The sequence below is a fragment of the Mycobacterium neglectum genome, from assembly GCF_002591975.1.
GTDB classification, from domain to species: domain Bacteria; phylum Actinomycetota; class Actinomycetes; order Mycobacteriales; family Mycobacteriaceae; genus Mycobacterium; species Mycobacterium neglectum.
In genome coordinates, this window is record NZ_NVQE01000013.1 from 81,242 (window position 1) to 94,568 (window position 13,327).

The 13,327-nt window shown below is 66.3% G+C and carries 15 protein-coding genes; 6 read left to right on the forward strand and 9 right to left on the reverse strand.

The features are described from left to right. Positions 1-28: 28 nt before the first annotated feature. Positions 29-1,321 (reverse strand): deoxyguanosinetriphosphate triphosphohydrolase, encoded by a 1,293-nt coding sequence (locus tag CSQ99_RS12840; RefSeq protein ID WP_176561004.1) that lies wholly within the window; start codon positions 1,319-1,321, stop codon positions 29-31. Here CSQ99_RS12840 and CSQ99_RS12845 point away from each other — a divergent pair. Then, positions 1,320-3,341: a TPM domain-containing protein gene (locus CSQ99_RS12845; RefSeq protein ID WP_099039410.1), complete on the forward strand. Its 2,022-nt coding sequence runs from the start codon at positions 1,320-1,322 to the stop codon at positions 3,339-3,341. The genes CSQ99_RS12840 and CSQ99_RS12845 overlap by 2 nt on opposite strands. A 73-nt stretch (positions 3,342-3,414) precedes the next feature. Here the strand turns inward: CSQ99_RS12845 and CSQ99_RS12850 are convergent, their stop codons facing one another. Next, positions 3,415-4,854: a glycine--tRNA ligase gene (locus CSQ99_RS12850; RefSeq protein ID WP_176561005.1), complete on the reverse strand. Its 1,440-nt coding sequence runs from the start codon at positions 4,852-4,854 to the stop codon at positions 3,415-3,417. Between the two features lie 17 nt (positions 4,855-4,871). On the opposite strand from CSQ99_RS12850, the gene CSQ99_RS12855 reads away from it, so the two are divergent. After that, the gene (locus tag CSQ99_RS12855) at positions 4,872-5,261 is read left to right on the forward strand and encodes an ArsR/SmtB family transcription factor (protein ID WP_099039412.1); all 390 of its coding nucleotides are present in this window, start codon (positions 4,872-4,874) and stop codon (positions 5,259-5,261) included. Further along, the gene (locus tag CSQ99_RS12860; RefSeq protein WP_099039413.1) at positions 5,258-5,662 is read left to right on the forward strand and encodes a Fur family transcriptional regulator; all 405 of its coding nucleotides are present in this window, start codon (positions 5,258-5,260) and stop codon (positions 5,660-5,662) included. The genes CSQ99_RS12855 and CSQ99_RS12860 overlap by 4 nt, the downstream gene beginning before the upstream one ends. Here CSQ99_RS12860 and CSQ99_RS12865 read toward each other — a convergent pair whose 3' ends face one another. Genes CSQ99_RS12865 through recO form a run of 3 tightly spaced genes read right to left on the reverse strand, consistent with a single transcriptional unit; the run spans position 5,663 to position 7,756 of the window. Next, positions 5,663-6,085, reverse strand: coding sequence for a hypothetical protein (locus tag CSQ99_RS12865; protein WP_099039414.1), 423 nt, complete (start codon positions 6,083-6,085; stop codon positions 5,663-5,665). Beyond that, the gene (locus CSQ99_RS12870) at positions 6,085-6,966 is read right to left on the reverse strand and encodes a decaprenyl diphosphate synthase (RefSeq protein ID WP_099039415.1); all 882 of its coding nucleotides are present in this window, start codon (positions 6,964-6,966) and stop codon (positions 6,085-6,087) included. Before CSQ99_RS12870 ends, CSQ99_RS12865 begins: the two co-directional genes overlap by 1 nt. Next, entirely contained in the window at positions 6,914-7,756 is an 843-nt protein-coding gene (recO, locus tag CSQ99_RS12875) for a DNA repair protein RecO (RefSeq protein WP_099039416.1), read from the reverse strand. Before recO ends, CSQ99_RS12870 begins: the two co-directional genes overlap by 53 nt. Before the next feature lie 63 nt (positions 7,757-7,819). On the opposite strand from recO, the gene CSQ99_RS12880 reads away from it, so the two are divergent. From CSQ99_RS12880 to CSQ99_RS12890, 3 genes are read left to right on the forward strand one after another with little or no spacing between them, the layout of a single operon-like run. Beyond that, positions 7,820-9,310, forward strand: coding sequence for an amidase (locus tag CSQ99_RS12880; protein ID WP_099039417.1), 1,491 nt, complete (start codon positions 7,820-7,822; stop codon positions 9,308-9,310). A gap of 11 nt (positions 9,311-9,321) precedes the next feature. Next, positions 9,322-9,870, forward strand: a complete 549-nt coding sequence (locus tag CSQ99_RS12885; protein WP_099039418.1) for a CAP domain-containing protein — start codon at positions 9,322-9,324, stop codon at positions 9,868-9,870. Between the two features lie 38 nt (positions 9,871-9,908). Further along, a complete protein-coding gene (locus tag CSQ99_RS12890) occupies positions 9,909-10,250 on the forward strand; it encodes an MmpS family transport accessory protein (protein ID WP_099039419.1) in 342 nt (113 codons plus the stop codon). Between the two features lie 2 nt (positions 10,251-10,252). On the opposite strand, the gene era is transcribed toward CSQ99_RS12890, so the two are convergent. From era to ybeY, 4 genes are read right to left on the reverse strand one after another with little or no spacing between them, the layout of a single operon-like run. Beyond that, on the reverse strand, positions 10,253-11,164 hold the full coding sequence (gene era / locus CSQ99_RS12895; RefSeq protein WP_099039420.1) for a GTPase Era: 912 nt from the start codon (positions 11,162-11,164) through the stop codon (positions 10,253-10,255). Positions 11,165-11,186: 22 nt separating this feature from the next. After that, positions 11,187-11,504 (reverse strand): cytidine deaminase, encoded by a 318-nt coding sequence (locus CSQ99_RS12900; RefSeq protein ID WP_099039469.1) that lies wholly within the window; start codon positions 11,502-11,504, stop codon positions 11,187-11,189. After that, on the reverse strand, positions 11,497-12,786 hold the full coding sequence (locus CSQ99_RS12905; protein WP_099039421.1) for a hemolysin family protein: 1,290 nt from the start codon (positions 12,784-12,786) through the stop codon (positions 11,497-11,499). Before CSQ99_RS12905 ends, CSQ99_RS12900 begins: the two co-directional genes overlap by 8 nt. Next, a complete protein-coding gene (gene ybeY / locus CSQ99_RS12910; RefSeq protein WP_099039422.1) occupies positions 12,783-13,319 on the reverse strand; it encodes an rRNA maturation RNase YbeY in 537 nt (178 codons plus the stop codon). Before ybeY ends, CSQ99_RS12905 begins: the two co-directional genes overlap by 4 nt. Positions 13,320-13,327 lie beyond the last annotated feature (8 nt).

The window sequence follows — 13,327 nt, forward strand, 5'->3', positions numbered from 1 at the left end:
AGCCCGCTGCGTTGCACTCGATCCGGCTTTAGGCCGGTTCCAATCGTTCCAATCGCCCCTCTGTGAAGGATGCGACCTGGTCGATGACCACTCGCAACCGGGCGCCGTCATTGGCGGCCGCGTTGAACGCGGGGACGAAGATCGGGTCGAGCGTGGCGGGTGCGCCGGCGAGCGTCCACTCGACCACGCGGTGGACGCGTTCGCGCTGCTGCCCCTGGAGTTCCAGGTGTCGCGGGTCGGACATGATGAACTGCAGCGCCAGGATCTTGAGCACGGCCACCTCGGCCCGGACCAACTCCGGCACTCGAAGCGCGGCCTGATAGCGCACCAGCGGGCCCGCTCCGGCCACCTCCCTCGTCGCGGCGATGGCCGCGGAGGCGAACCGCCCGACCAGCTCGCTGGTCAGGCGTTTGAGCGCGACGGATGCGGCGAGTGTGCCGTCGTACTTGCCGACCGCCGCGACGACGGGCAGGTCTGACAGTCGGCCCGCGGCAGCCACGAGATCGTCGGCAGGCAGTCCTGCCCCCATCCCGCTCGATTCGCCAAGCCGCCCCAGTACGGCGGCCGCGTCGTCGTCGGCCAGCACCCGCATGTCGATCCGGCCCGAGACGACACCGTCCTCGACGTCGTGCACCGAATAAGCCACGTCATCGGCCCAGTCCATGACCTGCGCCTCCAGACATGGCCGCTCGTCGGGTGCACCCGACCGGAGCCATTCCGCGGCCGCCGCGTCGTCGGTGTAGAAGCCGAACTTGCGCTGCCGTCCACCCCGGCGCCACGGATACTTGGTCACCGCATCCAGCCCGGCCCGGGTGAGGTTCAATCCGGCACTGTTTCCTTGGGGGTCAAGGACTTTGGGCTCCAGGTGGGTCAGTATACGGAAGTTCTGCGCGTTGGCCTCGAAGCCGCCGTACTCGGAGGCGATCTCGTCGAGGGCACGTTCACCGTTGTGCCCGTACGGCGGATGCCCGATGTCGTGGGCCAGCCCGGCCATATCGACGAGGTCGGGATCGCAGCCGAGGCCGATGGCCATCCCGCGGCCGATCTGGGCGACCTCCAACGAATGGGTCAACCGGGTGCGCGGAGTCTCGCCCTGCCGGGGTCCGACCACCTGGGTCTTGTCGGCCAGCCTGCGCAGCGCGGCGCAGTGCAGCACTCTGGCCCGGTCACGGGCGAAGTCCGTGCGGTGCTCGGTATCGGTTCCCGGCAGCGCGGCAGCCTTGCGCGGTTCGACCACCATTCGCTCTCGGTCGAACTTGTCGTAGAGATCCTGATTCGCTGCCACCGCCGCACAGTCTGCCAGTACTAGATTGGCCAGCATGCGCATCGCCCGCTTGCTCAGCGTCGTGCTCTCAGTGCTGACCGCCGGTCTCGTGCTGGCTCCCGCCACTGCCGCCGAACCACCGTTCCGTGTGCCGGACTACGTCACCGACAGGGCCGGTGTGCTGTCACAGGGTCAGCTCGTGCAGGTCGAGAACGCCGTGAACCAGCTGTACAACGAGAATCGCACCCGACTCTGGGTGGTGTACGTCGACAGCTTCGGGCAGGGCGCGGTCGGGTGGGCGCGAACCACGATGCAGATCAGTGACTTCGGCGACCGGGATGCGCTGTTGGCGATCGCCACCGGAGAACGCGCCTACGCATTCCAGGTGCCGTCGGCCATCATGAGCCAGTCCGACGCCGCGGCCCTGCAGCGCAACGAGATCGAACCCGCTCTGCGCCAGGGCGATTGGACAGCCGCCGCGGTCGCCGCGGCGAACGGGCTGACCGAATCGACGACCTCGACGGGTCCGTCATCGCCGAACACCGGCGTCACCTGGCTGGGCTTTCTGATCGTCATGGCGGTCCTCGGACTGATCGTCCTGGCACTCTATTTCTGGTCTCGACGGCGTCGCCGCCAGCGGCGAGAGGCCGAGTTCGCCGCGGCCAAGCGGGTGGATCCCGCCGACCCCAACGCGTTGGCCGCCGTCCCGATCGACGCACTCGACGACCTCTCCAAGATGATGGTGGTCGACGTCGACAACGCGGTACGAACCAGCGACAGCGAATTGGCCTTGGCGGTCGAAGAATTCGGCGCCGCCCAGACCGACACCTTCAGTCGCGCGGTCAACAACGCCAAGACGACGCTGGCGCAGGCGTTCAACGTCCGCCAGATTCTCGACGACGCCGTGCCCGAGACGCCGCAGCAGCGCCGCGATCTGCTCACCCGCGTGGTGGTCGCCGCCGCCAAGGCCGACCGGGAACTGGACGCGCAATCGGAGGCGTTCGACAAACTCCGTGATCTCGTCATCAACGCACCCAGCCGACTGGACGCGATGACCCAGCAGATGGTGGACCTCACCGCGCGCCTCGGCCCGGCCGAGCAGGCGCTGGCCGCGCTGCACAGTCAATTCGATGCCTCCGCACTCACTTCGGTCGCCGACAATGTGAAGACCGCCCAGCAGCGGTTGGGTTTCGCCGATCAGAACATCAGCACCGCGCGGACACTCGTCGCCCGACCGGTGGGCCAGCAGATGGGTCTGGTCGATGCGATCCGCGCCGCGGAATCCTCGCTGGGACAAGCGCGTTCGCTACTGGACGCGGTCGACAGTGCGGGTGCCGACATCAACCGTGCCGTCGCAGCACTTCCCGACGCCATCACCGACATCCAGAACGGTGTCGACCAGGCCAGCGGGATATTGCAGCAGGGCAACACGAACCATCAACGTGAGCTCGGCTCGGCACGCGACCAGGCCGCGGCTGCCGTCGCCGACGCTCAGAAGAACGGCAGCACGGACCCTCTCGGCACGTTCACGCGCCTGACCAGGGCCGACGCGGAATTGGATCGACTGCTGGCAACCGTTACCGAAGAATTACAGGCCGCCAAACGCCTCAGCAGGGCGTTCGACCAGGCGCTGTTCTCCGCGCAGTCCCGCGTGCGGGGCGTCTCGGACTTCATCGACACCCGCCGCGGCAGCATCGGACCCGAGGCCCGCACCAGGCTCGCCGAAGCCGTCCGCCAACTTCAGGCGGCACAGGACAGGAGGGCGACCAATCTCAGCGAGGCGATCGCACATGCCAACGGCGCCGACATGCTGGCCGGACAGGCTCAAACGTTGGCCAGCAATGACGTCGCGGCCGCGCAGCGGTCGTATACGTCTGGCTGGGGCGGGGGCGGCAGCGGCTCCAACATGGGCGGGGTCATCGGCGGCATCATCATCGGCAACATCCTCAGCGGCGCGCTGCGCGGCGGCTTCGGCGGTGGTTTCGGAGGCGGTCTCGGGAATGGTCGGTCGACGTCGTTTGGCGGGTCATCGCGGTCGTCGGGACGCAGCTATAGCGGCGGCGGCGGCCGCTTCTAGCCGCCGACTGCACGCCTGTTTCCGCCCTCTCTCGGCGGATGTGTACAACAAGCGTGCAGTCGCGCAGGACCCGCTAGGCGCCCTTGAGGCGGGTGGCGAGGTAATCGCTGACGGCGTCGAGCGCGACGCGATCTTGCGTCATGGCATCGCGTTCACGGATCGTCACCGCCTGATCCTCGAGCGAATCGAAGTCGACCGTCACGCAGAACGGCGTGCCGATCTCGTCCTGGCGACGGTAGCGCCTGCCGATGGCGCCCGCGTCGTCGAACTCGATGTTCCAGAACTTGCGGAGCTCGGCGGCCAGATCGCGCGCCTTCGGGGACAGCGCTTCATTGCGCGACAGCGGCAGCACCGCGGCCTTGATCGGAGCCAACCGCGGATCGAGCCGCAGCACAGTGCGCTTGTCGACACCGCCCTTGGCGTTGGGCGCCTCGTCCTCGTGATAGGCGTCGACCAGGAACGCCATCAGCGAGCGGGTCAGACCGGCTGCGGGCTCGATGACATATGGCACGTATCTGGTCTCGGTCGCCTGGTCGAAGAAGGACAGGTCGACGCCGGAATGCTTTGAGTGCGTGGACAAGTCAAAGTCGGTTCGGTTGGCCACGCCCTCGAGTTCGCCCCACGGGTTGCCCTGGAAGCCGAACTTGTACTCGATGTCGACCGTGCGGTCGCTGTAGTGAGACAACTTCTCTTTCGGATGCTCGAAGAGCCGAAGGTTGTCGCGATCGATACCGAGATCGACGTACCACTGCAAGCGAGTGTCGATCCAATACTGGTGCCATTCCTTGGCGTGCGCGGGTTCGACGAAGAATTCCATCTCCATCTGCTCGAACTCGCGGGTGCGGAAGATGAAGTTGCCCGGGGTGATCTCGTTGCGGAAGCTCTTACCGATCTGGCCGATGCCGAACGGTGGCTTCTTACGTGCGGTCGTCACGACGTTGGCGAAGTTGACGAAGATGCCCTGCGCCGTCTCTGGGCGCAGATAGTGCAGACCATCCTCTGTCTCGATCGGACCGAGATAGGTCTTGAGCATCATGTTGAAGTCGCGCGGCTCGGTCCACTGCCCCTTGGTGCCGCAGTCCGGGCACGCGATCTCGGACATCGCCACCGAATCTGGGTCATCGAGCCCCTTCTTCTCGGCGTACGCCTCCTGCATGTGGTCCTGCCGGTGCCGCTTGTGGCAGTTGAGGCACTCGACGAGCGGATCGTTGAACACCTCGACGTGCCCGGAGGCCACCCACACCTCGCGCGGCAGGATGATCGCGGAGTCCAGCCCCACGACATCATCTCGGGCCGTCACGACCGACTTCCACCACTGCCGCTTGATGTTCTCCTTGAGTTCCACCCCGAGCGGGCCGTAATCCCACGCCGACTTGGTGCCGCCGTAAATCTCACCGGACTGGAAGACGAGCCCACGACGCTTGGCGAGGTTGGCGACGGTGTCGATGATGGAAGCCACGAGATAACACCCTATCGAGAAGCATCCGCAGCATTGACATGCGGAAGTCCGCATGTATTCTTGGCGCCATAATGAAAACGGTTTCCACTTTCGCCGGCAGCGAGTGCGAAGAGGGCTCGGTTCCCGCCGAGATCGGACACGACCACAGCGGCGCACCGTTCCCGGAACTGCCGCCACGCGACGTGCTCGACACCTCCGGAGACCTGCTGCGCGCGCTGGCCGCGCCGGTCCGCATCGCGATCGTGCTCCAGCTGCGGGAGTCGGCGCGTTGTGTCCACGAACTCGTCGACGCGCTCGCGGTGCCGCAACCATTGGTCAGTCAGCATCTGCGGATCCTCAAGTCCGCCGGCGTGGTGGCGGGAGCGCGGTCGGGACGCGAAGTGATGTATCGATTGGTCGATCACCACCTCGCCGAAATCGTCGTCGCGGCCGTGACCCACGCGGCAGAGGGCAACGAGTGACGACCCCAGCCACCGGCGTTCGCTCGACTCGACAGCGCGCCGCCATCGCCGCGCTGCTGGACAAGCTCGACGAATTTCGGTCTGCCCAGGAGCTACACGACGAATTGCGCAAACGCGGTGAGGGCATCGGGCTCACCACCGTGTACCGCACGCTGCAGCAGATGGCGACCGCCGGCCTTGTCGATGCGCTACGCACCGATACCGGCGAGGCCGTCTACCGACGCTGCTCCGACGACCACCATCATCATCTGGTCTGCCGGGCCTGCGGCTCGACCGTCGAGGTGCAGGGCGATCAGGTCGAGACGTGGGCCACCGAAGTCGCTCGCGAGCACGGGTTCTCCGACGTCAGCCACACCATCGAGATCTTCGGCCTCTGCGGGGCGTGCACGGAAGGCGCGTAGTCAGACTAGTGCGCGGCGCACGTCAGAACCTGTGGACAGCACCATCAGAATGAGTGTGCGCAACGCATCGTCAGTCAGACCCGCCGCAGGGAAGTTGTAGCGCAGCAACACATCTGCGGTCTTCTTCGAGTTGCGCTTGGCTCCTGCCGCGACCTGGGCGTGGCCACCCTTGGTCGCCAGTGACACCGTGCCAAGAAGGGTGTTGTGCGCGTGATCTGCCACCGCCGCACGGAGTTTGGCGTCCAACGGCAGGTCCCACGCCAGGATCTGGGTGAGCGACACGAGCTCAAGACCTTCGGCGATTTCGACGACCCGCAGCGACGCGACCGTGCCATCGTGGTGGAGGGTGATCGCGCCGTCCTCTTCCCGACTCAGCGACAGCACCTCCCCAAGGACGGCCGCCAGTCGATCCTGCATGGACACTAGGCTCTGCCGAACCTACGGTTGCGGTTCACGTACTCCTCGCACGCCTCCCACAGATCTCGGCGGTCGTAGTCGGGCCACAGTTTGTCCTGAAACACGTACTCCGCGTACGCCGCCTGCCACAGCAGGAAGTTGCTCGCCCGCTGCTCCCCCGATGTCCGGATGAACAGGTCGACGTCGGGAATGTCGGAGCGGTGAAGATGCTTGGCGAAGGTCGCCTCGCTGATCCGGCCGGGGTTGATCTTGCCGTCGGCTGCCTGCTGCGCGAGCTCGCGGGCCGCTTCGACGATCTCGGTGCGGCCACCGTAGTTGACGCAGTAGTTGATCGTGATGACGTCGTTGTCGACCGTCATCTGCTCGGCGATGTCGAACTCCTTGATCACGCTGCGCCACATGCGCGGCCGTGAACCGACCCAGCGCATCCGCACGCCCATGTCATTCAGGTTCTCGCGGCGCCGACGGACCACTTCACGGTTGAATCCCATCAGGAAGCGCACCTCTTCGGTGCTGCGTTTCCAGTTCTCGGTCGAGAAGGCGTACACCGTCAGGTGCTTGATGCCGATTTCGATTGCACCGCAGGTGATGTCGATGAGCACCGCCTCGCCCATCTTGTGCCCCTCGGTGCGGTGCAGCCCGCGCTGGGTGGCCCACCGCCCGTTGCCGTCCATCACGACGGCGACGTGATTCGGCACCTGGCCGGCCGGGATCTGAGGCGCGGCGGCCTTGGAGGTGTGTTGCGGCGGCCTGGCGAACCTGCCGTGGCTGCGGGGCGTCAGTTCGGGAAAGACGACCGGCCACGTCGACTTGTCGGGAAATGTGGGGTAGTCGTCAGGCGCCTGGGGCAGCTGTGGGTACTTCTGCTTGCCCTTCTTGGTAGCCATGCGCCATATCCTGCCCGACCAGCGGCGCCCGTAGGTCAGCGACTGTCTGATCGGCCCGGTACATCCGTTCGACCAGCGGCAACGTTCGCAACTGGCGTTCCAGGTGCCACTGCAGGTGCGCGGCGACCAGGCCGCTGGCCTGGCTGCGATGCGATGTCGTCGACGCCTGCGCGTGCTCCCAGTCCCCGTCATACAGCGCGGCCATCAGGTCCAACACCCCCTGCGGTGGTGTCACCGATCCCGACGGCCGGCAATGTACGCACACACTGCCCCCGGCTGCGACGTGGAACGCCCGGTGCGGACCCGGCGTCGCGCAGCGGGCGCATTCGATCAGCGCCGGCGCCCAGCCGGCGATTCCCATGGCGCGCAACAGGTAAGCGTCCAGCACGAGTTCCCGCGGCCGGCTACCGTCGGCGACCGCCCGCAGCGCGCCGACAGTCAGCCGGTGCAGTGCGGGCATCGGCGCCCGCTCCTCGCCTGCCAGCCGCTCGGCGGTCTCGAGGACCGCGCACGCGCAGGTGTAGCGGCCGTAGTCACTGACGATGTCGGTGGCGAACGCATCGATGGCCTGGACCTGGGTGACGATGTCGAGATTGCGACCGGGATGCAGCTGAACATCGATGTGCGCGAACGGCTCCAGCCTGGCCCCGAACTTGCTGCGGGTACGCCGGACACCCTTGGCCACCGCGCGCACCAGCCCGTGGTCGCGGGTGAGCAGGGTGACGATCCGGTCGGCCTCACCGAGCTTGTGCTGACGCAGCACCACCGCTCGATCCCGGTACAGCCGCATCACAACAGTCTCCCACTGCGATCGGACAGATTCCGGTACGCAGCGCCGATATTCTTGTAGGCGATGGTCGAACAGCTCCGATTCCCCACGCTCACTCAGCAGCTGTTTCAGCTGGCGAGTGGTTCAGTCACGTCCGAAGACCTGGTGCGCCGATCGCTCGACGCGATCGCGGCCAGCCAGCCCACCCTCAACGCATTCCGGGTGGTGCTGGCCGACCAGGCTCTGGCCGACGCCGCCAGAGCGGACCGCAAACGCGCCGCCGGCAAACACCTTCCACTGTTGGGCATCCCGATCGCGGTGAAGGACGACGTCGACGTCGAAGGGGTGCCCACCAGGTTCGGCGCCGACGGCACGATCCGGCCTGCCGAAGCCGACGCCGAAGTCGTGCGTCGGCTGAAGGCCGCGGGCGCGGTGATCGTCGGCAAGACCAACACGTGCGAGTTGGGTCAGTGGCCGTTCACCAGTGGGCCCGCCTTCGGTCACACCCGCAATCCGTGGTCGCGTGAGCACACACCGGGCGGATCGTCGGGCGGCAGCGCCGCCGCCGTGGCTGCCGGTCTGGTGGCCGCGGCCATCGGATCGGACGGCGCGGGCAGCGTCCGCATCCCCGCGGCGTGGACTCACCTGGTCGGTATCAAACCCCAGCGCGGCAGGATCTCCACCTGGCCGTTGCCCGAGGCGTTCAACGGCATCACCGTCAACGGTGTGCTCGCCCGAACGGTCACCGACGCGGCGATCGTGCTCGACGCGGCGTCCGGCAACGTTCCCGGTGATCTGCACCAGCCGCCGCCGGTAGAGGTATCGGACTACGTCGGCCGGGCGCCTGGCCCACTGCGGATCGCGCAGTCCACGAAGTTCCCGTTCACCGTCTTCCGGGCCAAGCTGCATCCCGAGATCCGTGCTGCGCTGGAGACCACCGCAGCGCAGCTCGAAGAACTCGGACACACGATCGTGTCCGCCGATCCCGGATACGACCTGGCCATGTCCTGGAACTTCCTGTCCCGGTCGACGGCGGGGCTGGTCGAGTGGGCGGATCGCCTCGGCCGCGACGTCACACTCGACGATCGCACCAGAGCCAACATCCGCACGGGCTGGCTGCTATCGCAGAACACGCTTCGCAAGGCCCGCGCCCGAGAGGCCGCGTCCCAGCGCCGCATGGGGTGGATCTTCAACATTGCCGACGTCGTACTCGCGCCGACGACCGCACAACCGCCTCCCGAAGTGCACGACTTCGACAGGCTCGGTGGCCTGGCCACCGACCGCGCCATGATTCGGGCCTGCCCCGTCACCTGGCCCTGGAACCTCTTGGGCTGGCCCTCGATCAGTGTGCCCGCCGGGTTCACGTCCTCGGGTCTGCCGATCGGCGTGCAGTTGATGGGCCCGGCCAACAGTGAGCCGCTACTGATCTCGCTCGCCGCCGCACTCGAGGCGATCAACGGCTGGTCGAACCGGCAGCCGCAGGTGTGGTGGACGCCGTCCACGGCACCGGATCCGGAGCCCACCGGCCCGCACGACGATTCCATAGCGCACATCACGCCCGGCGAAGTGGCGTAATGTCATCGCCCATGACGGCGCGGCACTCTGCATATGCACTGTCGGCCCTGGTGGTGGCGGCCGGCAGCATCATCGGAACACCGACGGCCGGTGCCGACAACAAGCGGCTGAACGACGGCGTGGTCGCCAACGTCTACACCATGCAGCACCAAGCCGGCTGTACGACCGACATCAAGATCAACCCCAAGCTGCGCCTGGCCGCGCAGTGGCACACCAACGATGTCCTCAACAACCGCGCGCTGGCCGGCGATATCGGTTCCGACGGTTCGACGGTGGCCGATCGCGCACGCAACGCCGGCTATGCCGGGCCAGTCGCCGAGACGACGGCGATCAATCCGGCGCTCGCCATCAGCGGCATCGAGTTGATCAATCAGTGGTATCACCGACCCGACTACAACGCGATCATGTCGGACTGCTCGAACGTCGACATCGGTGTGTGGTCCGCAAATCTGATCGACCGCACCGTCGTGGTGGCGGTCTACGGCAAGGGCGACGGTGCACCGCCGGTGCAGTCACCCGGCAGGCCGTTCGGCACGCCGGGCGCAGGCGCACCGGGCTGACGTCCCGCATTGGCAAAAGTCTTTCTTCGGGAGGATCCGTGGAAATCAGCGTGACGAAAGTGGCGGCGCTGACGTTCGCGGCGGCCGCAATATCGGCGAGTGTCGGCACCGCGCCCGCGTCCGCACAATCGCGCAACGTCGTCTTCGAAGTCACCGGGTCGGGCACCGTGTACTCGATCGACCTGGATCCCGGCGGCCGTATCCCCGAAGACACCGCCGCGCCGTTCACTCAGGCTGTGTCGATCGGTCCTGACGTGGCACTGCTCCAGGTCGTCGTGGTGACCAAGACCGGGAGCCAAGGGTGCCGCATCACCGTCGACGGCACCGTCGTGGCCGAGCAGGCCCCCGGCGACGCTGCGCACTGCATCGCCTATCTGTAACCCTAGAACCCAAGCCGGCCAAGCTGTTTGGGGTCGCGCTGCCAGTTCTTGGCGATCTTGACTCGTAGGTCGAGATAGACCTTCGTGCCCAAGAGCTTTTCGATCTGCGTGCGTGCCGCTGTCCCGACTGTCCGCAGCCTCGCGCCGCCCTTGCCGATCACAATGCCCTTCTGGCTGTCTCGTTCGACGTAGATGATGGCGTGAACGTCGACCAGCTCGCCCTGCTCTTCTGACCTTCCTTCGCGTTGCTCAACCTCTTCGATGACCACCGCCAGTGAGTGCGGCAGCTCGTCACGCACACCTTCCAGTGCGGCCTCGCGGATCAGCTCAGCCATCAGCACTTCCTCTGGCTCGTCGGTGAGCTCCCCGTCGGGGTAGAACGCCGGCCCCGGCGGCAGCTGTGACGCGAACACGTCGGTCAGTACGTCGAGGTTCTCACCGGTGGTCGCCGACACCGGAACGATCTCGGTGTGGGGGCCGACGAGCTCGCTCACCGCCATCAACTGCGCGGCAACGCGATCCCGTGCCACTTTGTCGGTCTTGGTGACGATCGCGACCAGCGTCGTCCTGGGTGCGATGGTGCGGATCTGCTCAAGGATCCACCGGTCCCCCGGGCCGATCCGCTCGTCGGCGGGAATGCACAGCCCGATCACGTCGACCTCGGAGTAGGTGTCCTTCACCAGCTCGTTGAGCCGCTGGCCCAGTAGCGTGCGCGGCCGGTGCAGCCCAGGGGTATCGATCAGGATGATCTGAAAGTTTTCGCGATGCACGATGCCGCGGATGGTGTGTCGAGTGGTCTGCGGCCGGTTCGAGGTGATCGCCACCTTGGTGCCGACCAGGGCGTTGGTCAGCGTCGACTTGCCGGTGTTGGGACGTCCGATGAAACAGACGAACCCCGAACGAAACTCGTTCATCGGAGCTCTTTCGCGCCGAGCTTCACAATGGGTTACCCGCGCGATCGGTGACGATCACCACGGCGTCGGCCGACAGCTCGCGCACCGCGGTGACGCCTGCGTCGTCAGCTGTTCCACCCACCACAACGGCGGCTTCGAGTCCGGCCGCACCGCTGGACACGGCTGCCGCGACAGCGGCTTGCAGCGCAGTCAGCCCCAGCGAGTCCAGCGCCACCGGCGCGCCAGCATAGGTGCGCCCGTCGCTATCCCGCACGGCCGCACCACTGGATGCCTCGGCCCGCCCCATCGCGCCGCGCGCCAGCGTCACCAACTTGGCGTCCTCGGCATCGAGGTCAGTCATCGCCATCCTCCGCACGCTCGGTCGGACTGACCAGAACGGTGCCGACACGGACCCGTCCGCGGTGATCCGGCCCACCCTCGGCGCGCAAGCGCAGGCCGTCCCAGGTGACTTCGGCGCCCGGCAACGGAACACGCCCCAACTCGAAGGCAACCAGACCACCGACCGTATCGACGTCGAGGTCCTCGTCGAAATCGATGTCGTAGAGCTCACCGAGGTCCTCGATCGGGAGCCGGGCGGACACCCGGTACCTGTTGCCGCCCAGCTCTTCCACCGGAGCGACTTCGTCGGTGTCGTACTCGTCGGCGATCTCGCCGACGATCTCCTCCAGCACGTCCTCGATCGTGACGAGCCCTGCGATCGCCCCGTATTCGTCGACGAGCAGCACCATGTGGACACGGTCGCGCTGCATTTCCCGCAGCAGCTCATCCAACGGTTTGGAGTCCGGCACGAAAGCCGCGGGCCGCATCACCTCGGACGCTTTGGTGTCCCGCCCGCCGTTGTTCGAGTAATACGTCTTCTGGACAAGGTCTTTCAGGTAGACGACGCCAATGACGTCGTCGACGTTCTCGCCGATCACCGGGATGCGGGAATGCCCGCTGCGCACGGCGAGCGAGGTCGCTTGGCCCGCGGTCTTGTCACTTTCGATCCACACCATCTCGGTGCGCGGCACCATCACTTCGCGCGCCGGGGTGTCCCCGAGCTCGAACACCGACTGAATCATGCGCCGCTCATCATCGGCCACCACACCACTCTGCTGCGCCAGGTCGACGACCTCACGCAGTTCGATCTCGGACGCGAATGGGCCGTTGCGGAAGCCGCGGCCCGGCGTCAGCGCGTTACCGAGCAACACCAGCAGTCGGCTCACCGGGGTGAGCACGATCGAAATCGCTTGCAGCGGAAGCGCGGCCACTAGCGAGATGGAATAGGCGTTTTGCCGGCCGACGGTCCTCGGACCCACGCCGATCGCGACGAAGCTGACCACCGTCATGGCCGCCGCCGCTGTGACGAGGCCCCAGCTCACCCCGAGATAGTCGTCGAGGAAAGCGGCCAACAGCACGGTCGCGCTTACCTCGCAGGCGATTCGGAGCAGCACGCAGAGGTTGATGAAGCGCGGCCGCTCGGCCATCACTCTGGCGAGCCGGACCGCGCCGGGACGTTCGTCGCGCACGAGTTCCTCGACGCGGGCGATCGAAACTGTGCTGATCGCCGCATCGGTTGCCGCGAAAAGTCCGGCCACACCGATCAGAACGATCGCGCCGATCAACTGACCCAGATTGTTCACGGTTGGTCGAAGAATCTGGACTTGTCCAGCAGGCGCCGGTCCTTCTCGGACTGACGATCCTGGTGATACGCCTCGACCTGGTCGGCGACCCACTCCTCGAGCAGTTGGCGTTGCAGGGCGAACATCTCCTTTTCCTCATCGGGTTCGGCATGGTCGTAGCCCAGTAGATGCAACACCCCGTGCACCGTCAACAACGCCAGTTCCTGTCCGAGCGAATGACCCGCCACGGCAGCCTGATCGGCGGCAAACGGCGGGCACAGCACAATATCGCCGAGCATCGACGGACCGGGTTCGGCCGCGTCGGGCCTGCCCCCGGGTTCGAGTTCATCCATCGGGAAGCTCATCACGTCGGTGGGGCCGGGCAGGTCCATCCACCGCATATGGAGGTCTGCCATCGCCGAGGTGTCGAGCAACACCATCGAAAGTTCGGCAGCAGGATGTACTTTCATCTTGCGGATGACGAATCGGGCGATGCTGATCAGTTCCTCTTCGGAAACGTCGATGCCCGATTCGTTGGACACCTCAATACTCATCGTTGAAT

Coding starts and splice junctions, on each gene's coding strand:
- CSQ99_RS12845 (WP_099039410.1), top strand. CDS start 1,320: ATGCGCATCGCCCGCTTGCTCAGCGTCGTGCTCTCAGTGCTGACCGCC.
- CSQ99_RS12840 (WP_176561004.1), bottom strand. CDS start 1,321: ATGCTGGCCAATCTAGTACTGGCAGACTGTGCGGCGGTGGCAGCGAAT.
- CSQ99_RS12850 (WP_176561005.1), bottom strand. CDS start 4,854: ATGCGGACTTCCGCATGTCAATGCTGCGGATGCTTCTCGATAGGGTGT.
- CSQ99_RS12855 (WP_099039412.1), top strand. CDS start 4,872: ATGAAAACGGTTTCCACTTTCGCCGGCAGCGAGTGCGAAGAGGGCTCG.
- CSQ99_RS12870 (WP_099039415.1), bottom strand. CDS start 6,966: ATGGCTACCAAGAAGGGCAAGCAGAAGTACCCACAGCTGCCCCAGGCG.
- recO (WP_099039416.1), bottom strand. CDS start 7,756: ATGCGGCTGTACCGGGATCGAGCGGTGGTGCTGCGTCAGCACAAGCTC.
- CSQ99_RS12880 (WP_099039417.1), top strand. CDS start 7,820: ATGGTCGAACAGCTCCGATTCCCCACGCTCACTCAGCAGCTGTTTCAG.
- CSQ99_RS12885 (WP_099039418.1), top strand. CDS start 9,322: ATGACGGCGCGGCACTCTGCATATGCACTGTCGGCCCTGGTGGTGGCG.
- era (WP_099039420.1), bottom strand. CDS start 11,164: ATGAACGAGTTTCGTTCGGGGTTCGTCTGTTTCATCGGACGTCCCAAC.
- CSQ99_RS12900 (WP_099039469.1), bottom strand. CDS start 11,504: ATGACTGACCTCGATGCCGAGGACGCCAAGTTGGTGACGCTGGCGCGC.
- ybeY (WP_099039422.1), bottom strand. CDS start 13,319: ATGAGTATTGAGGTGTCCAACGAATCGGGCATCGACGTTTCCGAAGAG.